Raw genomic sequence first — 26,998 nt, forward strand, 5'->3', positions numbered from 1 at the left:
GATATCAGCTGATGCGGTACTTGAACTCACCGTTCTTGCCCGTGGTGACCTTGATCTTGTCGACACCGCCGCCCTCTGCCATGCGCACCAGCACGGTTTGCGCGATCTCCGGAAGCAGCGTCCCGTTCAGGATATGGTCGACCGCACGCGCACCGGCATCGACTTCGGTGCAGCGCGCCAGCACCGCCTCGACCAGCGCGTTGTCCCACTGGAAATCCGCCTGGTGGTTGGCGGCCACACGGTCGCGGATGCGACCGAGCTTGAGCGTGATGATCTCCACCAGCACGTCGTCCGGAATCGGGTAGTACGGCACTACCTTGGTACGCCCCAGGAAGGCCGGCTTGAAGGCCTTGTACAGTGTCGGTCGCAGCATCTCGGCCAGGGCGTCGGCGTCAGGCAGTTCCTCTGCGGGCTTGTTCAGGCAGGCCTGCATGATCGCCGACGAGCCGACATTCGACGTCAGGATGATGATGGTGTTGCGGAAGTCGATGGGCCGCCCTTCGGCATCGTCCATCTCGCCCTTGTCGAACACCTGGAAGAACATCTCCAGCACATCCGGGTGGGCTTTCTCGATCTCGTCCAGCAGCACCACGCTGTAGGGGTTGCGGCGCACGGCCTCGGTCAGCACGCCGCCCTCCCCGTAACCGACATATCCCGGCGGCGATCCCTTCAGCCCCGACACGCTGTGCGCTTCCTGATACTCGCTCATATTGATGGTGATGAGCTTGCGTTCGCCACCGTAGAGGATGTCTGCCAGCGCCAGCGCGGTTTCGGTCTTGCCCACGCCGGACGGGCCGGCGAACAGGAACACGCCGCGCGGCTTGTTGGGATCTTCCAGGTTCGCGGTGGCGGTGCGCACGCGCTGGGCGATTGCATCCAGCGCATGGTCCTGGCCGATCACGCGCGCGGCCAGCAAGGGCTTCAGGTTCAGCACCGTGCGCAGCTCATCCTTGACCATGCGGCCAAGGGGAATCCCGGTCCATGCCGATACGATCTCCGAAACCACGTGCCCGTCCACCTGCAACGGCACCATCGGCGCTTCACCCTGGAGCGCACGAAGTTCCGCCAGCAGCTGGTCGAGTTCGTCGGGTTCCGCAGCCGCAGCGGCTGCCTTGCGGCTGGCCTTGCGCGGCATTGCCACCACATCGCTGTTGGCGGCCATGGCCGGCGCGGCTGCTTCCGTCTCCGCATCGTTGCCCTGCTCTCGTGCCGTGCGCAGTGACTGGATGCGCGCCACCAGCTCGCGCTCCTGCGCCAGGCGCGCATCGGCGGCGGCCACGCGTTGTTCCAGTTCGGCGCGCTGTGCTTCCAGCGTTGCCAGACGCTCCGCGTGCGCGGCGCCGGCGCGTTGCTCGCGCTGCAACGCGGCCAGCTCCACGGCCAGGCGCTCAAGCGCCTTGCGATCGTCCTCGATCGCGCCTGGCGTGGCGTTCTGCCCCAGCGCCACCTTGGCGCAAGCGGTATCGAGCACGCTGACCGCCTTGTCCGGCAGCTGGCGACCGCTGATGTAGCGATGCGACAGGCGCACCGCCTCGGTGATGGCTTCGTCCAGCACGCGCACGCCGAAATGGCGCTCCATCAGCGGGACCATGCCGCGCAGCATCGCCACGGCCAGCGTCTCACTGGGCTCGTCGACCTTGACCACCTGGAAGCGCCGCGCCAGGGCGGCGTCCTTCTCGAAGTACTTCTTGTACTCGCTCCAGGTGGTCGCGGCGATGGTTCGCAGCTCGCCGCGCGCGAGCGCCGGCTTGAGCAGGTTGGCGGCATCGTTCTGTCCGGCCTGGCCGCCCGCGCCGATGATGGTATGGGCTTCGTCGATAAACAGGATGATGGGCTGCGGGCTTTTGCGGACTTCCTCGATCACGTTCTTCAGGCGATTCTCGAATTCGCCTTTCACGCTGGCACCCGCCTGCAGCAGCCCCATGTCGAGCGTACGCACGGTCACGCCCTGCAACGGCGGCGGCACGTCGCCCAACGCAATACGCTGCGCAAGGCCTTCGACCACCGCGGTCTTGCCGACGCCGGCCTCGCCGGTCAGGATCGGGTTGTTCTGCCGGCGCCGCATCAGGATGTCGATGACCTGGCGGATCTCGGCATCGCGCCCGATCACCGGATCGATGCGGCCATCGCGCGCCGACTGGGTCAGGTCGACGGTGAACTGGCCGAGCGCCGGCGTCGCGGTCAGCGCGGGCGCCGCCGTGGCACCGCCGGCGCTTGCCGTGGTCCCGCTGCCATCGGCGATGTCCACCGCCTGTTCCCGCTCCTCGGAACCGGCGGTCAGCTTGTCGAAATCATGCTTGAGGCGATCCGCATCGAACTCGGCAAAGCGATGCGAGCCGCGTACCGCCAGCGGCGCCAGCGCCGGCTCCGTCAGCAAGGCCAGCAGCAGGTGGCCGGATCGGATGCGGGTGGTCTGGGAGTCGAGCGACGCAATCAGCCACGCATGTTCGAACAGCTTCGGCAGATAAGGCGAAAAGGCCGGCGTGCGCGTGTTGCCATCCTTGAAGCGCGCGATTTCCGCTTCCAGGTCGCGCTGCAGCGCCGAAGGATCGATGCCGCTGGCGCGCACGGCCACCGAGAAATCGCTGCGCGCGTTCTCCAGCAACGCCAGGAACAGGTGCTCCAGGTCGACCTCATAGTTGCCGCGCGCCATGCACAGCGACGCGGCGCGCTCCGCGGCCTGCCGGCAGCTTGCATTCAGTTTGGCGATCAACGTCTTGAGGGGAATGGCCATGGCGGCTTGGGCTCCGGTAGGTGTGAATCGCGTTGGTGGCGCGCGTTAGTAGCGAAATCGGGACGAAAGCAAAGCTGTACTCAATGCACGGGCGCAAGCGTGTAGCGCGCATCGCTGCGGTCCTGGCGCGCGGGCCTGGTGCTGAGGAAAGTATCCCAGCCAAGCCTGCCGCTACCTTCGGCGCCGAGCGCGCAGCCGGACACGTCGCTGGCGCGCAAGATCAAGCCGACTTCGTACTCCAGCGTCGCACCGCACAGCACCGTCACCATCTTGCGCAAGGCCAGGGCGCCTTCGGCACCCGGCAGGAAGTTGCGATACTGTTCGCGGCCCAGCGGCCCCATCCAGATCCGCACGCGCAGGTCCCGCTGCCAGACGCGGGCCCCGGCAAGGGCGGTGGCACCCAACAGGTTGTTGGTGCCGCCAAGCCGCGAATACTGTGACGGCGGCACCTGGTACCAGCCGCCGACGAACTGCTCCACGCGGACTTCAGCCTGGAAGTAGTCGGACAGCACCTGCTGCAAATAAGCGGCCGATACCGGCCGGTGGCGCGCGGCGGTGGCATACCCGGCCAGCGCTTCGTCATGCACGACCCCTGCCGTGGCTGACAGGCCGCGCCGCATGGACTTGTCGGCCATGCCGGCCAGCGACAGCAGCAGTGGCAGGTAGTGCCGGTTGCGGTCGACTTCGTGCTGGAACGGCAGCCGGTACTTTTTCCACGCCTGGTAGAACAGCGCCGTCGCGCGATTGGAAAAGATATCGAAGAAGGCGCGTGCGGCGCGGTCGCGGCGCAGGGTTTCGCGCTCCGCCACGATTTCGGTGTAGTGCAGCGGCAACGCGCCCTGCGCCCCCAGCATCCCGAAGAAGGTGGGCGTGATCGACACCTGGTCCAGCGCACCATCGGCCAGGGCCTGCGCAAAGGCCGCATCGCTATCCAGTTCACCATTCAGCGCGGTTGAGGCCTCGATGGACTGCAGCTCGCTCGGCGGGAATGACAGCGACAGGGTATTGCGGAAGGCGACGCGCGTGGCCAGCACCTGCTCAGGTGTGCCGGCACCTTCGCGCGCATAGTGGAGCTCGAGCAACCGCACCGCCTGGAAGAACTCGTAGCGGTAGGGTTGCCGCAGCAGCGTGCGGATTACACCAGGATCGATTCGCCGCTGCGGGGTGCGCATCTTGCCAGTTCCTTGCCGCCGCGGCGCGATACCGCGACCAGCTGCACAAAGCTGTTCAGGTGGACATAGAGGCCAAAGAAGTGATCCATGACCCGGATAAAGCGATGCAGGCCGGTGCCGACGAAGGCATCCTCGTCCAGCGTCAGCTGGATCTCGAGCCCGCGCACAAAGGTGGCGAACGGCTTGCCGGCCAGCCACTGCGTCGTCGGCTTGTAGTCGAGGCCGACGATGCCTTCTATCTGCCGCGCCGAGATTGCGCTGCGCGGCAGGTCATGCAGGCGCAGCATCTCCTTGAGCGTGGCCAGGCCGTTCTGCACCAGGGACAGGTGATTCAGCGCCAGCAGCGAAACCAGCCGCCACTGCGACGAGCGACCGCTGCTCAGCCGCATCGACGGCGTCGGCTTGCGCAGGAAGCTGATGCGGCGAGCGATCGAGCTACCCTCCATGGTCAGGTCGCCATCGGGCTGCCCGAACGCCAGCAGCGCGGGCAGGTCCCGGTTGGTGCAGGTCACGCTCAGGCTCAGCGTTTCCGTGCGTGGGCTGGCGGGATCGAAGTCCGAATCGACGATGGAGATTTCGGTCTCGAAGCCCGGGCTGCGTTCCGCTACCAGGGCATTGCGGCGGGCGATCCAGTAGTGGCCGGCGCTGCCCGGATCTTCGCCGTGGTGCAGAGAGTAGAACGGCCGGAACTCCACCACATCGTGACTGGCGGCGGTTTCACGCACCAGTTGCACCTGGTCGATCGAATAGATCTCGAAACCATGCGCGCGGCGGCTGTCGGCCACCACCGGATAAGCGGTGGCGGTATGCTCGATGCGGATCGGGTCGGCCTTTTGACGGAACAGGTTCACCACCGGCGTGCAGTGCAGGCGCAGGTGAGCCGCGCCAAGCCCTTCAAGCAGGCGTGCGGTGTTGCTGTCGCTGCGCACTTCGGTCAGTACCAGGTGCAGTGTCACGCGGCGCACGGGGCCACCGGGCAACAGCGCCCGCTGAACCGGATCCAGGTCGAGATCGAAGAAGTTGAATTTCTCGGCAAAGCCAAAATGCTCGCTCAGCAGGCGGTATGCCGGATGCGAGCGCGCGGGTGTGTCAATCAGCGCCTCGTCCGCGCCGAAACCCACTTCGCGCAGCGGCACCCGGTGCAGGCGCTTCCACACACCGGCGCGCTCTTCCACATACGCCGCGGCCACGTGCAGGAACAGTGCGTCGCCCAGGGCCGCCACGAATGACGGCTCGCCGTCCAGGTACACACGTACCGCCTGGCGGCCCAGCCCATCGAAGCCGCCCTGCTCGCCCAGGTACTCCAGTTCGATCGAAATCGCGCCCGTGGCGCCCTTGGGCAGGTTGACCGTCGACGGCGCGGACACCGCCCGCTCAAAGCCGGCCGCGGCAACCCGCAACGGCAGAAAGGTCACGTCATAGGCGGTTCGGAAACGGCACTCCACCTTGCGCACCGGGCGCGTCGTCAGCAACGTGCCGCGCGGCACCGTGACCGGCGCGCTCAACTGCGCGGCCATGCCGGCCACGTCGAAATGCGCAATCGAACAGGACGGAAACGGGCTCAGGTAGTGCGGGTACAGCACCTCCAGCAGCGCCTCGGTGAATTCGGGGTACTCGTCGTCGAGCTTCTTGCTGATGCGCGCGGACAGGAAGGCGAACGATTCGATCATTCGCTCGACGTGGGGGTCGTCGCAGCCATCGGCCGACATTGCCAGGCGCGCCGCAATCTTGGGATAGCGCTCGGCAAAGTCGCGCGAATACCGGCGCAGAAAGGCCAGTTCGCGTTCGTAATATGGCAGCAAGTCTTCCATTCTGTGTGGCCGGTGGTGACACTAGTAAGGCGGGTACGCAGCGATGAGGTCCGTGGCTCCGACGGCCAACCTGACGCGCCGCCGCGCTTCAGCCCCGCCCTCGGGTGACCGAGTACTGCAGCGTCGATGGCTGCAACATGGCATCGAAGCTGACCGGCTCGCGCGCTGGCCCCACCAGCAGCACCGCGCTGATGCCAAAGCACAGCACGCTGGTGGCCCGCTCGTTGACCGACAGCGCGACGTTGACGTTCTGCAAGCGCGGCTCATGGCGCTCGATCGCATTGCGCAACGACTGGCAGATGTACTGGCGGTCATCGAAGCTGGCCAGGCTCAGCCCCGCGAAGTCATTGAGCCCATAGGTCAGCAGCGACCGCCGGCATTCGGGCAAGCCGTTGAAATCGGCATCCTCATGGACGATGCGCGTGTTCAGCAGCGACTCGATGTCGCGGGCAACCGTTGCCTTCAGCTCCTCCAGCGACAATTGCCGCAGCGCGCTGGGCAGCGGCGCGTGCGGCTCGTCGTCGAAGAGCTTGTCGAGCAGGCTGGGCTCAAAGCCTTTCATGGGAGCGAACAAGCAAATGCCGCGGCAACGCTGCCGCGGCAAGGCTTGACTGCAGGAACGTCAAACCGAGTAGGTCTTGTCGTTCTTGGTCAGGCTCCAGGCGCCCTGCGAGTTGCCGCCCTGGTTGCCACCGATCTTCTGCTGCGTGTACTTCCACTGCACGGCAGCGTACTTCAGCGTGAAGCTGTCGCTCGGAATGCCCTCGGCAACCACGTTGGCCGCCACCGCGCCCAGGATGGCGTTCTTCAGCTTGATTTCCAGGTACTTGACCCGCTTGCCTTCACCGTCGGCACGCAGGAAGTCGATGGTGACCTCGTCGAACGTGGTGCCACCCGACACGTGCTGGTACAGCAGCGGGCTGACCACGTCCAGATCCTTGGTGAACACCATCTCGCCATGTTCGCAGCGCTCGGCGGTATGGCCGCCCGCGGTGGACGCGGTAGCCGAACGCGGCTGCGTGATGCTGTGCTTCCAGGTGTTGACCTCGATCCAGTCCTTGTGGTCCTTGTCTTGCGATTCGCCCTTGATTGCCGGGCTGCCGAACTTGACGTAGATATCCTTCATGGAAAGACCCTCGATGAAAATCGCTATTTAGGCTTCTTGCCAGTTTCCTGGCATTGCTAGGTACTGCGCCCGCATTCCCCCGCAGGGATCGCGGTCAGGAGTTTGCCGCTTTCGGCAAATCCGCAACCAGCCGCAGCGAGATCGAAAGTTCATCAAGCTGGAAGTGCGGGCGCAGGAAGGCGACGGAGCGGTAGGTGCCCGGCTTGCCCGGTACCTCCGACACCTGGATCGAGGCTTCCCGCAGGGGGAACTGAGCCTTCTGCTCCTGGCTGGCGTTATCGTCCAGCAGAACGTATTGGGAGATCCAGCGGTTCAGGAAGCTCTCCACGTTCTGCGCTGAAGCAAAGCTGCCGATCTTGTCGCGCATCATGGCCTTCAGGTAATGCGCCACGCGCGACACCGAGAAGATGTACTGCAGCTGAGCCGACAGCACGGCATTGGCGTTGGCGCTGTCGGTGTTGTACTTCTTCGGCTTCTGCACCGACTGGGCGGCGAAGAACGCGGCATAGTCCGAGTTCTTGCAGTGCACCAGCGGGATGAAGCCGAGGTCGCTCAGTTCCTTCTCGCGGCGGTCGGTGATAGCGATCTCGGTGGGGCACTTGAGTGCGATCTCGCCGTCGTCGGTCTTGAAGGTATGGGTCGGCAGGTCCTCGACCAGGCCGCCGCCTTCGACGCCGCGGATGGCTGCGCACCAGCCAAAATCCTCAAAGGCCGCGGTCAGCCGCGCGCCGAAGGCCCAGGCGGCGTTGCACCACAGGTACTTGCCATGGTCGGTGCCATCAACGTCCTCGACGAAATTGAAGCCCTCGACCGTGGTGCCGTCCTTCGGGTTGTACGGCAGGCGCCCCAGGAAGCGCGGCATGGTCAGGCCAACGTAGCGCGAATCCTCGGATTCGCGGAACGACTTCCACTTGGCATATTCGACGGTATCGAAGACCTTGGCCAGATCGCGCGGCTTGCCGAGATCGGCGAAGGTCTCCAGGCCGAGCAGTTCGGGCGACGCCGACGCAATGAACGGTGCGTGCGAGGCCGAGGCCACGTGCGACATCTGCTCGATGAAATACACGTCCTCGGGCTGGCGCGTAATCTCGTAGTCGCCGATAAGTGCGCCGAACGGTGCGCCGCCAAAGGTGCCGAACTCTTCTTCGTAGACCTTCTTGAACAGCGCGCTCTGGTCGAAGTCGATGGCGGTCTTGAAGTCACGCACCAGGTCGCGCTTGGTCGCGTTCAAGGCCTTGATCTTGATCATCGTGCCGGTCTGCGTCTCCTTGACCAGGTACGACAGGCCGCGCCACGTGCTCTCCAGCTTCTGGAACTCCGGCGCATGCATCACGGCGCTGAGCTGGGCCGAGATCAGGCGATCCAGTTCGGCCACGCGCGCATCCAGCGTCGCCGACAGGTTGTCAGACACCACCACGGTGCCGTCCAGCACCTGGCTGACCAGCTCGCCGATGATGTCCTTGGCGCGCGCATGCTCGGAATCCGACTTTGCCACCTTGCTTTGCTCGACGATCTCGTCGAGCAGGTTCAACGTGCCGACAGCCGCGCTGGGCTGGGCAACTGTAGCGGACTGGTTATCAAGCATCGTCGCCACCGTTCCTGGCATTGGCACCGAGCTTTTGCAGCGACTCGGTATTGGTCAGCACTTCCGAGAGCAGGTCTTCCAGCTTGTCGTTGCCTGCCAGTTTGTTGCGCAGGTCGGCCAGCTTGGAGCGGGCTTCAAGCAGCTTGCGCAGCGGCTCGATCTGCTCGACCACGGCTTCCGGATTGAAGTCTTCGAGGGAATGGAACTTCAGGTCCACGCCAAACTTGCCGCCTTCCTCGGAAAGCGTGTTCGGCACCTGGAACGCCGCGCGCGGCTCGATGCCGGCCATCACGTCGTCGAAGTTGTCGCGATCGATATTGACGAACTTGCGGTCGCGCAGCTTGGGCTGCGCCACTTCCGACTGGCCCGACAGGTCAGCCACCACGCCCACGACAAAGGGCAGTTCCTTCTGCTCGATGGCATCGCCCTTCTCGACGTCGTACGTCAGTTGCACACGCGGGGGACGCACCTTCTGCAGGCGCTTCTGGACACTTTCTTTCTTGGCCATCACTACTCTCCGATCTGGCGGAATCCGGTCTGGGAATCAGCGCAGGGCGCCGAACGGGTCTGCGCTGCCGCCGCCCGCAGCCGCGGGCTGTGCCGGCTGCGCCGCGGCGGCGGTCGGCTTGGCCGGCGCGGCACGGCGGCGCGGCACCGGCTTGGCCACGGGCGCGGCATTCTTGTCGCGGGGGAACAGCACTTGCTCGCCCAGGGTGTCGCGCAGCATCTGGGCCAGCAATTGGGCGTCGGAGCGGACGTCGCCAGCCAGGGCGCTGTCGGCGCGCAGTTCCTGCAGCGAGCGGCGCGCCACGCGCAGACCGCTGACCGCCAGCACGCTCTTGGCCTTGCGGTCGGTGGCGTCGCGCTGCAAAGCTTCTTCGGCCGCGACGATCGCCTGCGGATAGTGCTCGGCACCAAACTCGATTTGCGCCATGCGCGACCACGGTTCTTCGCGCGTCGGGTTGTTCTTGGCGATCTGCTCGAACAAGCTGATGGCCTGCTCGCGCTGTCCGCTTGCCAGGGCCGCTTCGGCCTCGGACATGCTCTGCTTGAACGACTCATCGCTCTGCGGCCCCGGGTTGGAGGTTGCGCAGCCGGCGAGCAGCACGGCGGTGCTGGCCAGCATCACCAGGGTGCGATGGATTCCTGACTTGGGCTTGTAGTCGTTCACGGCGAGTCTCTGTGAAAGTTCAAGATTGCGGCGGGGCGATTCGGGCCTGGCCCTGGCAGGATTCCGTCTGGGAAAAGTGCCAAATGCCAATAATGTCAGAACTGTGTTGAACCCGAATTGGCCGGAATAGTACACTCTGCCGCTTACGGCTGACAACAGATCGGCGGATATTGTCAGCATTAGTACTTTTTGGTAGTTCTCTACCGTTTTGTCGGATAAGTCTCCGTCTGCTGAATTAGATAGTTCTTACTTCTGTCATGCGACAAATTGAATTCAGTCGGGAGCCGTACAGCGAGCCCGCCGCTCACGCCCGGCGCCACCACGTCACAGGCCAGCGCGTCAGGCTGAGCGCGGGCCTGGCCGCGGCCGTTTGCATAGTGGCGCTGACAGGCTGCTCGGTCGGCGGCACTCTGCTGGCCGGCGCAGCCAGCGGCGCGCTGGAGGCTGTTGGCCTCAAGCCGTCCAACCTGCCGGAATCACAGAAGCCGCCCCGCGAAGTCCCGCTGAAGCTGTACGCCGGCAACAACCTCAATGCAGCAGCCGATAACCGGCCGGCCGCCATTGTGGTGCGGCTCTACAAGCTGAAAGATCCCACCAGCTTCCTGCAGGCGCCGTTCGATACCTTCATCGACCCGCAACGAGAGCAGAAGACACTCGGCGCTGACCTGGTACAAGTTAGAGAGATGACTCTAATTCCTGGCCAGCGCTATGAAATCGTGGAAAAGATCACGCGCGAGGCGGGCACCTTCGGCGTGGTGGCGCTGTTTCGCAGCCCTGCCCCGCAGCGCTGGAAGTTCGCGTTCGACAGCGCCAGAAGCGAAAAGTCCGGCGTGACCATCGGTCTGCACGCCTGCGCCATGACGCTGACCGTGGGCGATGCCATCACGCCGGCCGGCGCCGCGGCCAGCAGCAATCTGAACCTGGTCTCGGCAGCCGGCTGCCGCACCTGACGTAGCCGACAGGCACCAACAAGGACAACAAAGGCAAACGTGAGTTATTCCGCCAAGATTCTGTGGGGCGAAGGCCTCTTCCTGCGGCCCCAGCATTTCCAGCGGCAGGACGCATATCATGAGTCGCGCCTGCACGCCACCGCGCAAGTGATCCAGCCCTACGGCTGGGGCGTGCGCAATGCCAGTTTTGACACTGATGCGCTCGCCAGCGGGGTGCTACGCGTAACCGAGCTGTCGCTGTTTTTCCCCGACGGCGAGCTGTATTCCGCGCCCCAGGCCGACGAGCTGCCACCGCCGGTGGTACTTGACGCGATTCCCGCCGGCACTTCGGAACTGACCTTCTACCTGACGCTGCAGCCGCTGCACGACGCCGGCGGCAACTACCGCGACGACGTGGAAGGATCGCTGTCGTCCCGCTATGTCGGCCTGCAGACCGAAACGTCGGACCTGTTCACGGAAGCCGAGCCGGCCGCCATCACTTACCTGAAAAAGGCGGTGCGGCTGGTGGCCGAGTCCGAGCCGCGCGACCAGTTCATCTCCCTGCCGGTCGTGCGCATCCGGCGCGCCGCGACCGGCGGCTTTGAACTGGACGAGACTTTTGTCGCCCCCAGCCTGTCGATCAATGCGTCGGCCGTGCTGTACCTGCGCCTGCGGCGGCTGATCGATGCGCTGCAGGCCAAGGTCAATGCGCTGTACGGCTTCCATCGCGAACCCACCAAGAACATTATTGAGTTCCGCTCGGGCGATATCGCGTCGTTCTGGCTGCTGCACACTGCCAACGCCTCCTTCGCTGCGCTGGCGCACCTGTTCCACCATCCCGAACTGCATCCCGAGCGGTTGTTCCAGGAGATGCTGCGCCTGGCCGGCGCGCTGATGACCTTTTCGAAGAGCCACACGCTGGCCGATCTTCCGATCTATGACCACGACAGTCCGGGCCCGGTCTTTGCGCGGTTGGACAGCATCATCCGCGACCTGCTCGATACCGTCATCTCCACGCGCTACTTCTCGATCGCGCTGGACGAGACCCGTCCCTCGTTCCATCTGGGGCGCCTGGATTCCGGCAAGATCGACGACAAGACCAGTTTCTACCTGTCGGTCAGCGCGGACATGCCCGTGGCCGAACTGGTCGAGGCCATCCCCAGCCGCTTCAAGGTTGGCGCCCCGGACGATGTGGACAAGCTGGTGCTGTCGTCGATGCCGGGCGTGCCGTTGACCTACACGCCGCAGGTGCCGCCCGCGATCCCGGTGCGTCCGGGCGCTTGCTATTTCGCGATCGAGGCACGCGGCGCGATTTACGACCGCATGCTGCAGGCACAGACCATCACCATCTACACCCCGGCCGGCATCCGGGAACTCAAACTTGAACTGATAGCGGTGACCTCATGAGCGCTACCTCCACGCCTTCGCTGTTCGGCGCCTCGCCGGCCGGCCAGCCCTCTCCCGCCGCCGCAGGCTCGGCCGACGGCGCCATGCACGCCCGCACGCTGCTGGACCTGCTCTACGATGGCTTTTTCATGCTGTTCCTCCTGCGCAATGGCCAGCAGCCGGGCAGCGCCGAAGAGTTCCTGCAGAAGGTGCGCGACTTCCTCGATGATTTCGAGCGCGGCGCCAAGCGGCTCAACGTGGCGGCCGAAGACATCTTCGATGCCAAGTACGCGTTCTGCGCCGCCATCGACGAGACCATCCTGGCGTCGAACTTCAGCATCCGCAGCACGTGGGAGCGGCGGCCGCTGCAACTGGTACTGTTCGGCGAGCAACTGGCCGGCGAAGGCTTCTTCACCAAGCTGGAAGAACTGCGCGCGCACGGCGCGCCGCGCCTGCAGGCGCTGGAAGTCTTCCACATGTGCCTGCTGCTGGGGTTCCGCGGCAAGTACATCCTCGAAGGGCCCGAGAAACTGGCATACCTGACCGCGCGGCTTGGCGACGAGATCTCGGCGATCAAGGGCAAGCGCGCCGCCTTTGCGCCGCAATGGCCGATCCCGGACAAGATCTCGCACGCACTCAAGCGCGAAACCCCGCTGTGGATTTTCGGCGCGGTCTTTGCACTGATCGCACTGCTGGCCTTCCTGGGGCTGTCGACCACGCTGCGCTCGCAGACCAGCGACACGCTGCAGGGCTACTCGCAGGTGATCAAGCTGGGGCCGCGTTATTCGCACCTGACCATCTCGCTGCCTTGATGCCGCGTTGATGCCATCGAAGGCGGTCCTGCCGTATCCAGGCCCGCATGCCGAATCCTCTAGCGCGACCCTGCTCCGATGAAGCCCTTGTCCTCTTACCCGTCATCCGCGATGGCCGCCCTGTCCGGGCTGCTGGGCCAGCGCACGCGCCAGATCACGCTGGAGACGGCGCTTACCGCCGACGACCTGGTAGTGGAGCGCTTTGTCGCGCGCGAGGGTGTCTGCACACCGTTCCAGCTGCAGATCGATTGCCTTAGCCCGTCGGCACACCTGGACACCGCGCGCCTGGCCACCGAGGAAATCACGCTACGGCTGATGCTGGCCGACGGCACGCGCCGCGCCTGGCACGGCTATGTGCAGAGCTGCGCGGCCATCGGCGGCGACGGCGGCCTGGCTCGCTACCGGCTGACAGTGGGGACCTGGTTCGATCGCCTGCGCGCGCGCACCGATTGCTATGTTTACCAGGACAAGACCGCGCTGGAGATCGTCGAAGACGTGCTGGCCGACTACCCGCTGGCCCAATTCCGCACGGCGGTGAGCCAGCCGCTGCGCATGCGCTCGGTCTGCTGCCAGTACCGCGAAACCGATCTTGCCTTTGTCACGCGGCTGCTGGCGGAAGAAGGCCTGTCTTATCGCTTCGAGCATCAGCAGGACAACGCGGAGGCGTCTGGCCAGGACGACAAGGCCCAGTCCCGCCATTGCCTGGTGATCTTCGACAACCAGGCCGAACGCCCCGCCTGCGCGCAGCCCAGCATCCGCTTCCACCGCAGCGACGCCACCGAGCGCGAAGATGCCATCGACCATTGGTCGCTGCAGGCCGCCACTGGCACCAACGCCGTTACCGTCGCTTCATGGGACTACAAGTCCCTGGCCGCCACCGCCGGCGACGCCGGCAGCGAAAGCCTGGGCGAATGGCCGACGCTGGAGTCCTTCGAATCGCGCGGCACGTACCGCTTCCCCGACGCCGACGCCGCCCGCCGCGCCGCGCAGCTGCGCGCGCAAGCGCATGAAAGCCGCTACCTGCGCTACGAGGGAGAAGGCAGCGTCCGCGCCCTGGGCGCCGGTGAACGCTTCACGCTGACCGGGCACTTCGACACCGCCGCGAACGAATTCGTCACGCTGGCCGTGCGCCATGAAGCGGCCAACAACCTGGGGGCCGAGGTGGCGTTGCTGCTGGGCCTGTCCGACATCGAGGCGGGCAGCTACCGCAACCGCTTCGAAGCCGTGCGCGCCGATGCCCCGATCGTGCCGGTGTACTCGCCCAAGCCCACCGCACCGGAAGGACAGCCTGCCGTCGTCATCGCCGAAGGCGGGGCCCCGCTGACCACCGAGCGCGATCACCGCGTGCGCGTGCGCCTGCCCTGGCTGCGTGCGCCGATGGCCGACCCCAGAGCCGACACCGCCGCCGACCCGGCCCAGGACGACCTGAGCCAGGTCACCGCCTGGGTGCGCGTGGCCACGGCCGCGGCCGGCCCCAACTGGGGCGCGCATCACCTCCCCCGCGCCGGCACCGAGGTCATGCTGACCTACCTCGATGGCGACATCGACCGCCCAATGGTGGTGGCGCAACTGCACAACGAACAGGACGCCCTGCCCTGGCCCACCACCGATGCCCCGCTGAACACAGCGCTGTCCGGCTGGCATTCGCACAACCTTGGCGACGGCGGCTACAACCAGTGGATCGTCGACGACAACACCGGCCAGCTGCGCATGCGCCTGGCCAGTTCGGCCGCCGACACCCAGCTCAACCTTGGCTACGTCATCGCGCAGGCCCCCGCCAGCGGTGAACGCGGCGCCTGGCGCGGCACCGGCGCCGAACTGCGCACCGACGCCTGGGCCATCGTGCGCGCCGGCAACGGCTTGCTGCTGTCGACCACGGTCCAGGCCAGGGCCGCCGGCACCATGCTCGACATCCGCGAAGCCCGCGGACAAATCACCGCCGCCGAGCGTACCGCCCAGCGCCTGTCCGATGCCGCCACCTCGCAGCAGGCGCTGCCGCTGGGAGCCATCGCCGCTTTCGAACCGCTGACCAAGGCCATCGATCCGCAGCAGGACGGCAGCTATCCGGACCGCGTCAACGAGCAGGACGCCACGCGCCCGGATACCGGCACCGCTGCCGAGCACTTCGGGCAACCATGGCTCGTCGCGGAATCGCCCAGCTCGATTGCGCTGGCCACGCAGGCCACCACCAGCATCTTTGCCGGACGCCACCTGTTGGGACTGGCACAGGCAGACTGGCATGTCGGCGCCGGCAACACCGTCGCCGCGGCCGCGGCCAAGGGCGTGAGCCTGTTCAGCCAGCACAATGGGATTCGCGCCATTGCGGCTGGTGGACCGGTTTCCATCCAGGCCCACACCGATGCGCTGGCGGTGATGGCGGACAAGGCGGTGACGGTGACTTCATCGACCGACGGCATCGAGGTGCTGGCGCAGAAGAAAGTGGTGCTGCACGGTGGCTCGTCGCGGATCGTGCTGGACGGGAATGCGATTACGTTTGAGACACCGGGGTTGTTGTCGGTGAAGGGGGCTGGGCATCCGTTGGTGGGGGCTGGGGGGAGTCCGGCGGAGTTGGTGGCGCTGCCGGTGGGGGCGATGTCGCCCTCGACGCTAATGCTCGATCACCGATATCACGACGACGAAGGCCTTGCAGGCGCCCAATACTTTGCGAAGTTGGCTGACGGCTCTCAACGTCAGGGAACACTCGATGCGCAGGGACGCGCCGTCATTGAAGGCATTCCTCCGGGGCCCGTGCAGGTCAGCTTCGGCCCGATGCCAGGCGCCTTCGAACGCAAAGACAAGACACCGACGCCCAATCACGACCCTAATCCCACGGAAACGACGCTTGCCGGCTTGGTGGACAAATATCTGTCCACTCCGTCAGATGCGGAAGAGAAGTCCGTCTAGTTCACCACAGAAAGACGTACGTATGCCTCCAGTTGCTAATACAAGCCCGCCAGGCGGGCTCACATTGAGCCGCTTTCGTGCCATCTGTGCCGATGTCGGAAGCTGGACGTGGGGCACTGTCCAGGGCGCCTTCAATGAGAAGGCAAGCTTTTCGCAGATACTTGTCGATGCCGTCATCGGCATGATTCCACTGGTCGGCGATGTCACTGCTGTCCGCGATATCATCGCCGTCGTTATCGGGTTGGTCGACAAGCCGGAGAAGCGGGAAAGTACCTGGGAATGGGTGCTGCTGGTCGTGCTCATCGTTGCACTGATCCCCGTCTTTGGCGGCGTCGTCAAGGGCGTAGGCCGCATTCTGATCAAAGTGTGCAAGGAAGCCGCTGCCCTGAAGGGCGCTGCGCGAGCCGCGAAGCTGCTTGAAGGCGCCAATGAAATCATTGCCTTCCTGAATCGAATCGGCATCAAGAATGCCGAACGATGGCTGCTGAAGCTGCGCTTCGCTGACCATCAGGCTGCGATTCTGGAAAGGTTTGGCGCCCTGATGAACACACTTTATACCGTGCTTGGCAAGGCTAAGGCCAAGGGTGGTGCCATGCTGCCTTCAGGGTTGGCGCGGAGAGTTGATGCCTTGCGCCACGGCGTTACCCAGCTCAAGGCCAAGGGAAATGAGATGATCCCCAAGGCGATCAAGGAGTTGGATCAGTATCTGCGGGAGATTCAAGCCTACGTTCGCTCAGGGGGTGAGGCGACAAGCAGGAAGACGCTGCATGAAGTGGCGACTGGCGAGCGCATTGTTACTCGGGCGGATGAGGCGCGGCTGATTGAGGACGGAGCCCTGCCTGTGCGATCCGCTAAGGGCGGATGGAAGCAGAACGAGGCAGTCGTGCGCAACCCCGCAACTTGGAGGCACAAATATCAGCCCGCTGCCGGATATCCCAATCTGACCGAGCACAAGTCGCCCGACGGCAAGTTCTATCCAGCCATTCAGGCCTACAGTGGCAGGATGATAAATCGCGAATTGAAGAAAGGTGAAGAAGTCTTCCGGTTCTTTGGCCCCGGAGGCACCACCCATGGTCAGAAAATTGGTGACTCCTATCCGGGTGGTCGATGGTGGGGCCTCGGCTCCCCGCCGAAGACTGCCAGAGCGTGGCGTGAACAGGCAGCAGTACTGGATGAATTCAATCGTGACGGCTATCTTGTAGCCGCCAGGATCAACGGCAAGACTGGTCCCAAGGCGGTTGTCGGAACCGTCTCCGAGCAAACGGGCCAGAAGCTGGCAGGCCAGTACCTTCCTGGTGGCGCGACGCAAGCCTTCTTCGCTCTTGACAAATCTGTGACGGCACAGCTTGAGAGGATTGGCGCTGACGTAATGAAATCCGGCAGGCCGATCACTTGGACTGATGCTTCTAATGGCTTGATTTTCAGAATCTTGCCAACGGGATGGACGGATGCGAACGGTGTGTGGGGGTACTCGAGGAACCCTGGTGCGGGCACTGTACAAGCAGCACGGCTGGGCGCTCGTGAACGAGCAACCAAAGACAATCGGGAAGTTTTAGTAACGCCATGAGCAAAAATCGACATTGCAGGGTCTTGCTCCCCACCGACCACGAGCGCCGCCAGATATTTCACTGGATCAGGCAAATCAGTTCCTACACCGCATGGAAGAGAATTCTCGATTTCTATGAAACTTGGGCAGAAGCTGCCGAAAACTGCAGGCACCTGGCCAGTCTTAGTGGAAAGGAAGAATCCTCAAGTGTTGCCGAGTCGGATCACATAGAATGTCTGAAAGGTCTCGCCCATTGTGAGGACGGGGTACTGCGCCTCAGGCACGGCGACAAACGAATCTTCAAGTATGACGTAAACGGGGAATTCGCAATGGCGGGTCGTCCCCATGCCTATTGGGGCAACTACGTGGTTCGAATCGAATGGGGCGAGCATCCGGTCATTGATGATAATAACACCCCTGGATGGAGTCAATTCCGAACGGCACTCTATGCTCTGGCACAGGCATGGGGGGAATGCTCGGACATCCTTGAAAGCCGATGGGTGGATGAAGCAGCACCGCTCTCCTATGGCAACTGGACGCGGGATTATCTCCAGAAAATGCACTTCCCGACGGACCTACCGGAGATACCCGATCCAGAGGAAAATATTCTGGTACACACGGGGCGGACAATTCCCTGCTCCGGAATTTGGGAACCGGTTGACGCCCCGAAGACAAATAGCTTTACCCTATTTAGGAAGCCACAAAGACCCAAAGGACCGTTTCAAATTACAGGTTGCATGAACTACCTGCATGGGGGCTCACCTGCACCTCAGGCAAGTCAAGACACCGGCGATGACATTGTCCAGACAGCCGTTACATGGCGTCTGCTGTGGCGTGATACACGTTACGAAGATGGCTCCATCCCCGCAGAGGAGCAGGACTACGTCTTCCTGAGACCCGATCCGGCGGAATCCACGTCCAACATGACGTCATCCGCAACAGAGGATCCCTTCCTTTGGTCTGAAACCGGAAGCCCGGCACCGCATTCCGGCCGATGGCTGGCAGAGCACGATTTGCTGACGAGCATTACCGTTGAAGCGGGAGAGCAATTGCCAATGCACCAAGGCCGGGCAACACGTTGGTTGTTAGCGAAAGTGTAATGGCCGCTGGTCCGGGGTCAAACTCACCGAATTGCGATGGGTCTAGGATATCAAGGCGACAGACTGCACCCTGCCCCAGCTAGGGTGCAGCTGTTATTGGAACGGGTGCGGGCCTGCATAAATACTATAGATCAGAGCCGGGATATCCCGATTTAACAGCAAAATTAGATTCTGATGGAAACATGTCGGCAGTTGCCGCATATAGTGGTCGCATGGTAAACCGCAGCCTAAGGCAGGGTGAAAGCATTTTTCGCCTCTTCGGTCCTGAGAGTATGACTCACAACGTCAAGATTGGTAAGAGCTATCCTGGCGGAGCATGGTGGGGACTCGGCTCAGCACCTAAGAGCGCAAAGGAATGGCGGGAACGCGCCGCTGTGCTCGATGAATTTAATCGTGATGGATATGTAGTAGTTGGTCAGATTGGAGAAAAATCTGGACCCAAGGCTGTGGTCGGTACGGTGTCCGAACAGAGGGGAAAAGATCTTCCTCAATATCTACCCGGCGGCGCCACCCAAGCGTTCTTCTTTCTTGATAAATCTACGTTTAAAGTCATGCCAACCGGGTGGAAAGATGCAAACGGGATTTGAGGTTACATCAAAACCCTCGGACTTGGGGCGACACAAACTCTACGACTGGGAGCACGTGAGCGGGCAACGAAGGAAAATCGAGAAGTCGCGATCAGCCAATGACTAGCTACAACAATCTTAATGCATCAGTGATGCTGCCTTCGGACCATGAGCGCAGGCAAATATTCTATTGGCTCAAGCAGGCCAGTTCCTATACTGCATGGAACCGGATTTACTCCTTTTACGAAGCCTGGTGTAATGCGGCGGAAACTGCCGACGCTTAGCTAGCAAGGTGGGAGTGGAAAACTCTACAAGAGTATCCGAATCACACTACCTTCGGATTCTCCACGGCTTTGCTCATTGCGAAGAGGCCGTATTGCGACTAAAGCGCGGCGATAGGCGAGTTTTCAAATACGATGCCAATGGGGAATTCGCAATGGCCAACCAATCTCTCTCACATTGGGTGAATTACCTGATGCGCATCGATTGGGGTGAACATCCACCGATTGATGAGGGCAATACGCCGGGATGGACTGCGTTTCACGATACTCTGACCGAACTTACCGATGCATGGGCAGAATGTGCCCCGGATATTCTCGAAAGCCAGAACCTCGATGACGCTGCATATACGGTGTACGGCGTCTGGCTACAGCAACATCTACCGACAAGGCATTTTCCTTCATTTCTACCAGAGGTTCCGGATCTAAAAGATCCAATTTTGGTGGCAACTGGTAAGCCGGTGCCGCATTCAGGAATCTGGGAGCCAGTCGAAGCACGAAAATCTCAGGTTCTGAGCCATTTTTTTTTTAGCGAAACCGTTACCGGGCCGCCTCTCGCAATCACGGGGTGCATGAACTATCTACACGGCGACTCTATTGCTCCTAAGGCAACGCTGGAAACGAAAGACGACAATCCAGAAGTCAATACGGTTTGGCGCCTGCTCTGGCGTGACAACCGCTATGAAGACGGTACTGTGCCCAATGAAGAGCACAATTATATATTTCTTAAGCCAGATACTCCTATCCGGCGCGAACAAAAGAAGGTCACCGACACATCCGATCCTCTTATCTGGGCCGAAACAGGGCAGCCAGCAACCAAATCCGGTAAATGGCTTGCTGAGCATGATTTGCAGATTAGCATTATGATGGAAGTGGGGGCGCCGCTACCAATGCACGAGGGAAAACCTATACGCTGGCTGTTCGCAAAGACATAATTGTGGGCAGATTGAGGCCGAGTTAAAGGAGCCTTGAATGCGGACTGAGACCAGGTGACCCGACCGGCAGTCAGGCATAGAAGGCGGGTCGACCACGGCGGGCACGGTGAATGACAAGAGCTGCCCGGGACTGACCGGTGCCATCGTGTCGATCGCCGACAAGCTCGATCCCGCCATGGATATCGTGATCAGCGGCCACACCCACCAGGACTATGTCTGCACCCGGCCGGACGGCAAGCTGCTGACGCAGACGGGCTTCTACGGCCGGCTGGCCACGGAAATCGATATCACCATCGATCCGGCCACGCGCCGGGTCGCTTCCAAGCTGGCGAACAACCGCGTGGCGGTCAACGATCTGGTGATCAAGGACAGCCAGGGCAAGCCGATCCCGCTGCCTGCCGGCTATACGGTGCTGCCGAAGGACAGCGTGGTCGATGCGATGGTCAGGCGTTACGTCGAACTGACGGCGCCGATCAAGAACGCGGTGGTGGGCGCCATCACCGCGAGCATCGATCGCACCCAGACTGCGGCGGGCGAGTCGGCACTGGGCGACCTGGTGGCGGATGCCTACCTGGCCGGCACGTCCGATGCGTCGTTCGGGCCGGCGGTGATCGCCTTCACCAATCCGGGCGGGCTGCGCCAGAACCTGACGTACGACACCGCCACCAATGGCCAGACCACGTTCGGGCAGCTCGATGCCGTGATGCCTTTCGGCAACAGCATGGTGACGATGGACCTGACCGGCGCGCAGATCCTGCGCCTGCTGGAACAGCAATGGGAGGCGCCTCAACCTGCGGGTGGTCGCGTGCTGCAGGTTTCCAGCGGCTTTACCTATACCTGGGACGCGAGCAAGCCGGCAGGCGCCGCCGCGGGACAGGGCAATCGCGTCGACCCGGCATCGCTACGGCTCAACGGCGTCGCCATCGACCCGGCCAAGCGCTACCGCGTCACGGTGAACAACTTCATGGCCTCCGGCGGCGACAATTTCACGGTGCTGACGCAAGGCGCGAACCAGCAAGCCGGGCCGGTCGATATCGATGTCTTCGAAAGAAATTTCAGGGCGAAATCCCCGGTCAGTCCGGGCGCACCGAACCGGATCACGCGCCTGAACTGAAGGAGCGAGCGGCGGGCCCGCGCCGCTACGACCGCGGCGCAGCAGCCGCCAGCCGCATCCAGCTGGCCACGGCACCGGCGCCGGCAAACGCCGCGCCCAACGCCAGCGCCAGACCCGGCCCGTGGTCGCCGGCGATGCCGAAGCACAATGCCACCAGCGCCGCCCCCGTGGCCTGCCCCAGCAGCCGGGCCGTGGCCACCACGCCGCTGGCGCCGCCGCTGCGCTCGCGCGGGGCGCTGGTCATCAGGGCCTTGAGATTGGGCGACTGGAAGAAGCCGAAGCCCGCACCGCAGACGCACATGCGGATGCCGATATCGAGCGCGCTGGGATCGGCCGGCAGCATCGCAAGCGACAGCATGCCGGCGCTGAGCACCGCCAGGCCCACGCCGCCGAGCACGGCCGGCGGATAGCGGTCAGACAGGCGCCCGGCCAGCGGCCCGATCAGCGCCACCACCACGGACCATGGCGTCAGCAGGAAGCCGGTCTCCACCGGCCCTCGACCCAGCACGTGCTGGAAGTAGAACGGCAGCGACACAAAGGCCAGGCCCTGCGCCGCGAACGAACACACCGCGGTCAGCGTCGACAGTGCGAACATCGGCCGCCGGAACAGGTCCACCGGCAGCATCGGCGCCGGATGGCCGCGCTCGCGCCACAGCAGCAGCCCGAACGCCACCACGAAGACCCCGGCCGCGGCCAGCGACAAGTGCAGCGGCGCGCGCTGCCCGCCCTCGCCCAGCGCGAGGATCAGCGCGGCGAAGGCAATCACGCTGAGCACCGCTGCCACACGATCGAAACCGTGCGTGCTGCGTGCCGTTTGCGGCAGCGAGCCGCGCCCGATCGCCAGCGCCAGCAGGCCGATAGGCAGGTTGACGGCAAACAGCCACGGCCACGTGCCGAACGACAGGATCACCGACGCCACCGTCGGCCCCACCGCGAACGAAACCCCGACCACCAGCGCATTCAGCCCCAGCCCGCGGCCAAGCCGGTGCGTGGGAAAGATCGCGCTGATCAGCGCCGTGTTGACGCTCATGATGGCCGCCGCGCCGATGCCCTGCAGCACGCGCGCTGCCGCCAGCGTCGGCAGCGACCATGCCAGCGCACACACCACGGACGCGGCCGTGAACAGCAGCACGCCGCCCAGGTAGATGCGGCGATGGCCGACCACGCCGCCCAGCGCGGCGAACGGCAGCAGCGTCGCCACCATCGCCAGCTGGTAGGCGTTAATCACCCACACCGAGGCCGCCGGGGTGGCGCGCAGGTCCGCCGCAATCGATGGCAACGCCGTATTGGCGATGGCGGTATCGAGCGTGGCGAGGGCGACGGCGATCAGGATGGCGGCCATGCCGCGACGCTCGCGCGAGGTCATGGCGTCGGCCGCGGAGGCGGTCTGGAGGGGGGCTGTGCTGGACACTGTCTTTACCGGTTGCCGCCAAGTCCGGGGTCGGCGGTGCGGGGGCGCACCGTTGGCGAATGGCGATCGTCAGGGCAAGACGATACGGGAAAACCCTTCACCCTGCTGAAGAGGCATTCATATGTATGCACATTTAAGTCTTCGACCCTCGATAGATTATGCTCAACATCTATTGAATAAATTATGCCCGTCATCTAAACTTCGCCAAAGCCTGATTCCCCACCGAGGTCCCAGATGGCACGCGCATCACGCGAGCAAACCGACAAGAATCGCGAGGCGATCGAACAAGCGTCGTCGCGGCTGTTCCGCGAGCGCGGCCTGAACGGGGTCAGCGTGGCGGAGCTGATGGCCGGCGCCGGCCTGACCCATGGCGGCTTCTACGGCCACTTTGCCTCGAAGGACGCGCTCGCTGCGCAGGCCTGCAAGCGCGCGTTCGAGGAGTCGACCGCGCGCTGGGAGCGCCGCCTCGCGCGCGCCGGCGGCGACCGCAAGGCCATGCTCGCCAACCTGGTCGAGCCCTACCTGACCGCCGCGCATTGCGCCAACCCAGGCGTCGGCTGCGCGGCCGCCGCGCTGGCCGTCGATGTCGCCCGCGAGCCCGCCGGCAAACCGGTGCGCCAGGCCTATGCCGAAGGGCTGCGAACCATGATCGATGACATGGCGCAGACCGTGGCGTCCGACGATCCGCAGCAACGCCACGACCAGGCGCTGGTGCGCATGGCGTTGCTGGTCGGCGCCCTCACGCTCGCGCGCGCCACCGAAGGCGATCCGCTCTCCGACGAGATGCTGAACGCAGTGCGAACCCATCTGCTGGACGGCAACGCCTAGTAGCGGACTTTTTCCCTGAAGATTGACCGACAACCCGCGGCCGAACGCAGCGGGATGCCCTGCCTTTGCCCTTTCCGACCCGCACCGAAACCGAGACCACGAGAGCCCCATGTTCGCCCAAGCCCTTTCCCGCCGGCTCGACCGGCGCGGCATCCACTACGCGTGGCTGATCGCCGCGCTGACCTTCCTGGTGATGCTCACCACCTCGGCCGCGCTTGGCCTCCCCGGGGCCTTCCTGCAGCCGCTGAGCCGGGAGATGGGCTGGAACACCGACCAGATCTCGTCGATCCTGGCGTTCCGCTTTGCGCTGTTCGGGCTGATGGCGCCGTTTTCGGCACTGCTGATGGACCGCTTCGGCGTGCGCAACGTGGTCTGTGCCGCGCTGGCGCTGATTGCCGGCGGCATGGCGCTGGCCACGGTGTCGACGGAGTTGTGGCAGCTTTTCGTGGCGTGGGGCCTGATGCTCGGCGTCGGCTCAGGGCTGACCGCGCTGGTGCTGGCCGCCGTGGTGGCCAACCGCTGGTTCAGCGCACGGCGCGGCCTGGTCATCGGCATCCTCACGGCCAGCGCCGCAACGGGGCAGCTGGCGTTCCTGCCGGTAGCCGCCTGGCTGATCGAGCATATGGGCTGGCGCGTGGCCGTGATGCCGGTGCTGGCGGCGTGCGCGGTGCTGGCATTGCTGGTGTTCGGGCTGATGCGCAGCCGCCCCGCCGATGTCGGCCTGGCCGCGTTCGGCGAAGTGCCGGCGACCGCGGCCGTGCCACCCACACCGCAGGCTGCTACGCCGTTCACGCTGAGCGGCCCGTTCCGTGTGCTGCGCGACGCGGCGCGCACCCAGGCCTTCTGGGTCTTGGCGGGTACCTTCTTCATCTGCGGCCTCAGCACCAACGGCCTGATCCAGACCCACTTCATCGCACTGTGCGGCGACTTCGGCATGGGTCCGGTGCCGGCGGCGTCGGCGCTGGCCATGATGGGCGCATTCGATTTTGTCGGCACCATCCTGTCGGGCTGGCTCTCCGACCGCTACGACAGCCGCAAGCTGCTGTTCTGGTACTACGCGCTGCGCGGCCTGTCGCTGTTCTGGCTGCCGCACTCCACCTTCACGCTGTACGGGCTGTCGATCTTTGCGATGTTCTACGGTCTCGACTGGATCGCCACCGTGCCGCCGACGGTCAAGCTGGCGGCCACGGCGTTCGGGCGCGAGCGCGCGCCGATGGTGTTCGGCTGGATCTTCGCGGCGCACCAGATCGGCGCGGCCGTGGCGGCGTTCGGTGCGGGGATGAGCCGTACGCTGCTGCTGACCTATACGCCGGCGCTGTATGCCGCGGGCGCGGCGTGCCTGGTGGCCGCGCTGATGGCGCTGATGGTCAGCCGCGCGCGTGCCGCGACGGCGGCAGAGGCGGTGCGCGCCTGATCCACCACCACATTGGGGCTCCGCAACGCATGCTTCACCCTGCAACCCCAAAGCACGGGCTCGGCCCCTTCAGCCCTTGCCCTTCCCCCTGGTCGCGGCCGCTTTCCCCTGGGACCGGCCGACGGTCCGTTTCGGCGCCGCCGCCGCCTTTGTCGCCTGGGCCGACTTCATCAAGTTGCTTTCGCTGGTGGTCACACCCACGATCCGGGCGAGCTGCCGGCTTACGCTAATGTAGGCGTGGCCCATGCGGGCATCGAAATACAACGCATCGCCCCGCGCCAGGTGCAGCTTCTCGCCGTTGTCGAAATGGATTTCGATCTCGCCGCTGAGCACATAGACAAACTCCTCGCCGGGATGGCGCGAGAAGTCACCGGGGCCCTCGATGCGGCGCGCATGCACGGTGCCGACCACCGGGCTCATCTGCTTGCCGACGGCCTCCGTGCCGAGGAATTCATAGGTCAGCGACGATCCCCGGTAGGTCACGCCCTCGCCGGCCCGGGTCACGACAGGTCCGCGGAACGGCGAAGTCTTCGCGCCGGCACCCGCGAACATCGAGCCCATGTCCATCTGCAGCGCCTGGCCCAGCGCAGCAAAATTCTCGTAGCCCAGGGCCAGTTGCCCACGCTCCGCGCGCGAGATGGTGGTGATCGACACGCCCGACAGTTCGGCGAGGTGCGCCAGCGTCCAGCCGAAGGCCTTGCGCGCCGAGCGCAGGCGCTTGCCAAAGGTCTCGCGGTCGAGCGTGTGCGACTCGCCGCCATCGATCCCGATGCCGCTGCCGCGTCCCGGGGCGGTGTGTGTTTTCAAGCCTGCGTCCTTTTTCAGTTGGACGGAATGCTAACAGAGGAGACCGCGCAAAGGCTCCTCCCCTGCCGCACACCTTAGCGCAAGATTTGCGTATCCGCAATTTGCATATCCGCAAATTCTTGCCTACACTCCCTCGCAATTCCGAATGCACGAGCGCCCCCGCAAGTGCGCTTTTTCGATCCGATCCATGTGCCCGACTGACGCCGTCTCACCCATTCCAGCCGACTACCTCATCATCGGAGGCGGCATCGCCGGTGCTTCCGTCGCGTACTGGCTCGCGCCGCATGGCCGGGTCATCGTGCTCGAGCGCGAGGCCCAGCCTGGCTACCACTCGACCGGCCGCTCCGCGGCGCTGTTCATGGAAAGCTACGGCACCACGCAGGTCCGCGCGCTGACGATGGCAAGCCGCGCCTTCCTGCAGGATCCGCCGCCGGGTTTTGCCTCGCACCCGCTGCTCACGCCGCGCGGCGCGCTCATGGTCGCCGGCCCCGGCGAACAGCATCTGCTTGACGCGCACTGGGACGTGGTGCGCGCCGTGGATCCCGACGCCCGCCTGCTGAGCGCCGCGCAAGCGTGCGAGCGCGTACCGGCGCTGCGCGCGGAGCAACTGCTCGGCGGCGTTTATGAGCCCGGAGCCGCGGACATGGATGTGGACGCGATCCACCAGGGCTACCTGCGCGGCATGCGCCAGGCCGGCGGCAAGCTGGTGTGCGATGCCGAAGTCACGGCCATGGCACGCGTGCGGGAGCACTGGCGCGTGGAGGCTGGCGGGACGGTATATGAGGCCCCGGTGGTCCTCAACGCCGCCGGCGCCTGGGCCGACGTCATCGCGCGGCTGGCCGGCGTGCAGCCGCTTGGGATTGAACCCCGCCGCCGCTCTGCCTTTGTCTTCGCGCCGCCCGCGGACATGGACACCAGCGGCTGGCCCATGGTCTTCGGCGCCGACGAGGACTGGTACATCAAGCCCGATGCCGGCATGCTGCTGGGCTCTCCGGCCAATGCCGACCCGGTCGAGCCACAGGACGTCCAGCCCGAGGAAATGGATATCGCGCTCGCCATCGACCGCATCGAGACCGCGACCTCGCTCAGGATCCGCCGTCCCGCGCGCACCTGGGCCGGGCTGCGCTCCTTCGTCGCCGACGGCGACCTGGTGGGCGGGTTCGACGACGCCGTGCCGGGCTTCTTCTGGGTGGCGGGCCAGGGCGGCTACGGCATCCAGACCTCGGCGGCCATGGGCGAGACCTGTGCCGCGCTGGCGCGCGGCCTGCCGGTGCCGGCGCATCCCGCGTCGTTCGGCCTGAGCGCCGAGATGCTTGGGCCCGCGCGCCTGCGCCGCCTGGCCGCTTCGGCCTGAATCGCGCTTTCCCCA

General features: G+C 64.5%; 23 protein-coding genes. 13 read left to right on the top strand and 10 right to left on the bottom strand.

The features are described from left to right. Positions 1–4: 4 nt before the first annotated feature. The 8 genes from tssH to MKD38_RS12570 form a co-directional block, all read right to left on the bottom strand. A complete protein-coding gene (gene tssH / locus MKD38_RS12535) occupies positions 5–2,734 on the bottom strand; it encodes a type VI secretion system ATPase TssH (protein WP_252677235.1) in 2,730 nt (909 codons plus the stop codon). A gap of 80 nt (positions 2,735–2,814) precedes the next feature. Next, entirely contained in the window at positions 2,815–3,906 is a 1,092-nt protein-coding gene (tssG, locus tag MKD38_RS12540) for a type VI secretion system baseplate subunit TssG (protein WP_252677237.1), read from the bottom strand. Continuing rightward, a complete protein-coding gene (tssF, locus tag MKD38_RS12545; protein WP_252677239.1) occupies positions 3,870–5,717 on the bottom strand; it encodes a type VI secretion system baseplate subunit TssF in 1,848 nt (615 codons plus the stop codon). Before tssF ends, tssG begins: the two co-directional genes overlap by 37 nt. Before the next feature lie 88 nt (positions 5,718–5,805). Then, complete coding sequence (gene tssE, locus MKD38_RS12550; RefSeq protein WP_012355845.1) at positions 5,806–6,279, bottom strand: type VI secretion system baseplate subunit TssE; 474 nt, start codon at positions 6,277–6,279, stop codon at positions 5,806–5,808. A gap of 60 nt (positions 6,280–6,339) precedes the next feature. Next, positions 6,340–6,843 (bottom strand): Hcp family type VI secretion system effector, encoded by a 504-nt coding sequence (locus tag MKD38_RS12555; protein WP_115700237.1) that lies wholly within the window; start codon positions 6,841–6,843, stop codon positions 6,340–6,342. 94 nt (positions 6,844–6,937) lie between these two features. Continuing rightward, complete coding sequence (gene tssC, locus MKD38_RS12560) at positions 6,938–8,428, bottom strand: type VI secretion system contractile sheath large subunit (protein WP_252677241.1); 1,491 nt, start codon at positions 8,426–8,428, stop codon at positions 6,938–6,940. Then, positions 8,421–8,936, bottom strand: a complete 516-nt coding sequence (gene tssB / locus MKD38_RS12565) for a type VI secretion system contractile sheath small subunit (protein WP_012355842.1) — start codon at positions 8,934–8,936, stop codon at positions 8,421–8,423. Before tssB ends, tssC begins: the two co-directional genes overlap by 8 nt. Before the next feature lie 36 nt (positions 8,937–8,972). Further along, positions 8,973–9,554 (bottom strand): tetratricopeptide repeat protein, encoded by a 582-nt coding sequence (locus MKD38_RS12570; RefSeq protein ID WP_252677589.1) that lies wholly within the window; start codon positions 9,552–9,554, stop codon positions 8,973–8,975. A gap of 302 nt (positions 9,555–9,856) precedes the next feature. Between MKD38_RS12570 and tssJ the strand changes: the two genes are divergently transcribed. The 10 genes from tssJ to MKD38_RS12620 all read left to right on the top strand — a co-directional run bounded on the left by tssJ (position 9,857) and on the right by MKD38_RS12620 (position 21,169). Further along, positions 9,857–10,549: a type VI secretion system lipoprotein TssJ gene (gene tssJ, locus MKD38_RS12575; protein WP_252677243.1), complete on the top strand. Its 693-nt coding sequence runs from the start codon at positions 9,857–9,859 to the stop codon at positions 10,547–10,549. 39 nt (positions 10,550–10,588) lie between these two features. Further along, on the top strand, positions 10,589–11,935 hold the full coding sequence (gene tssK / locus MKD38_RS12580) for a type VI secretion system baseplate subunit TssK (protein ID WP_252677245.1): 1,347 nt from the start codon (positions 10,589–10,591) through the stop codon (positions 11,933–11,935). After that, a complete protein-coding gene (gene icmH, locus MKD38_RS12585) occupies positions 11,932–12,726 on the top strand; it encodes a type IVB secretion system protein IcmH/DotU (RefSeq protein WP_018007531.1) in 795 nt (264 codons plus the stop codon). The genes tssK and icmH overlap by 4 nt, the downstream gene beginning before the upstream one ends. A gap of 78 nt (positions 12,727–12,804) precedes the next feature. Continuing rightward, on the top strand, positions 12,805–15,630 hold the full coding sequence (locus MKD38_RS12590; protein ID WP_252677246.1) for a type VI secretion system Vgr family protein: 2,826 nt from the start codon (positions 12,805–12,807) through the stop codon (positions 15,628–15,630). A 64-nt stretch (positions 15,631–15,694) separates the two neighbouring features. Beyond that, positions 15,695–17,197, top strand: coding sequence for a hypothetical protein (locus tag MKD38_RS12595; protein ID WP_252677248.1), 1,503 nt, complete (start codon positions 15,695–15,697; stop codon positions 17,195–17,197). A gap of 23 nt (positions 17,198–17,220) precedes the next feature. Beyond that, positions 17,221–18,276 carry an Imm71 family immunity protein gene (locus tag MKD38_RS12600; RefSeq protein ID WP_252677250.1) on the top strand — a complete coding sequence of 352 codons (1,056 nt, stop codon included), beginning with the start codon at positions 17,221–17,223 and terminating at the stop codon, positions 18,274–18,276. Positions 18,277–18,458: 182 nt separating this feature from the next. After that, complete coding sequence (locus MKD38_RS12605) at positions 18,459–18,863, top strand: hypothetical protein (RefSeq protein ID WP_252677252.1); 405 nt, start codon at positions 18,459–18,461, stop codon at positions 18,861–18,863. A gap of 131 nt (positions 18,864–18,994) precedes the next feature. Then, positions 18,995–19,126 carry an Imm71 family immunity protein gene (locus MKD38_RS31225; RefSeq protein WP_501985974.1) on the top strand — a complete coding sequence of 44 codons (132 nt, stop codon included), beginning with the start codon at positions 18,995–18,997 and terminating at the stop codon, positions 19,124–19,126. Positions 19,127–19,140: 14 nt separating this feature from the next. Beyond that, positions 19,141–20,055 carry an Imm71 family immunity protein gene (locus MKD38_RS31230; protein ID WP_501985973.1) on the top strand — a complete coding sequence of 305 codons (915 nt, stop codon included), beginning with the start codon at positions 19,141–19,143 and terminating at the stop codon, positions 20,053–20,055. A gap of 106 nt (positions 20,056–20,161) precedes the next feature. Then, on the top strand, positions 20,162–21,169 hold the full coding sequence (locus MKD38_RS12620) for a bifunctional metallophosphatase/5'-nucleotidase (protein WP_252677253.1): 1,008 nt from the start codon (positions 20,162–20,164) through the stop codon (positions 21,167–21,169). A 25-nt stretch (positions 21,170–21,194) separates the two neighbouring features. On the opposite strand, the gene MKD38_RS12625 is transcribed toward MKD38_RS12620, so the two are convergent. Then, complete coding sequence (locus tag MKD38_RS12625) at positions 21,195–22,535, bottom strand: MFS transporter (protein ID WP_252677593.1); 1,341 nt, start codon at positions 22,533–22,535, stop codon at positions 21,195–21,197. Positions 22,536–22,814: 279 nt separating this feature from the next. On the opposite strand from MKD38_RS12625, the gene MKD38_RS12630 reads away from it, so the two are divergent. Both MKD38_RS12630 and MKD38_RS12635 read left to right on the top strand, forming a co-directional pair. Further along, complete coding sequence (locus tag MKD38_RS12630) at positions 22,815–23,408, top strand: TetR/AcrR family transcriptional regulator (RefSeq protein WP_252677255.1); 594 nt, start codon at positions 22,815–22,817, stop codon at positions 23,406–23,408. A gap of 109 nt (positions 23,409–23,517) precedes the next feature. Further along, the gene (locus tag MKD38_RS12635; RefSeq protein WP_252677257.1) at positions 23,518–24,822 is read left to right on the top strand and encodes an MFS transporter; all 1,305 of its coding nucleotides are present in this window, start codon (positions 23,518–23,520) and stop codon (positions 24,820–24,822) included. A 69-nt stretch (positions 24,823–24,891) separates the two neighbouring features. Here the strand turns inward: MKD38_RS12635 and MKD38_RS12640 are convergent, their stop codons facing one another. Continuing rightward, on the bottom strand, positions 24,892–25,629 hold the full coding sequence (locus MKD38_RS12640) for a helix-turn-helix domain-containing protein (RefSeq protein WP_252677259.1): 738 nt from the start codon (positions 25,627–25,629) through the stop codon (positions 24,892–24,894). A gap of 187 nt (positions 25,630–25,816) precedes the next feature. Between MKD38_RS12640 and MKD38_RS12645 the strand changes: the two genes are divergently transcribed. Further along, positions 25,817–26,983, top strand: a complete 1,167-nt coding sequence (locus MKD38_RS12645) for an NAD(P)/FAD-dependent oxidoreductase (RefSeq protein ID WP_252677261.1) — start codon at positions 25,817–25,819, stop codon at positions 26,981–26,983. The last annotated feature ends 15 nt before the right edge of the window (positions 26,984–26,998 follow it).

Source organism: Cupriavidus sp. WGlv3 (assembly GCF_023952475.1).
Classification (GTDB): Bacteria; Pseudomonadota; Gammaproteobacteria; order Burkholderiales; family Burkholderiaceae; genus Cupriavidus; species Cupriavidus phytorum.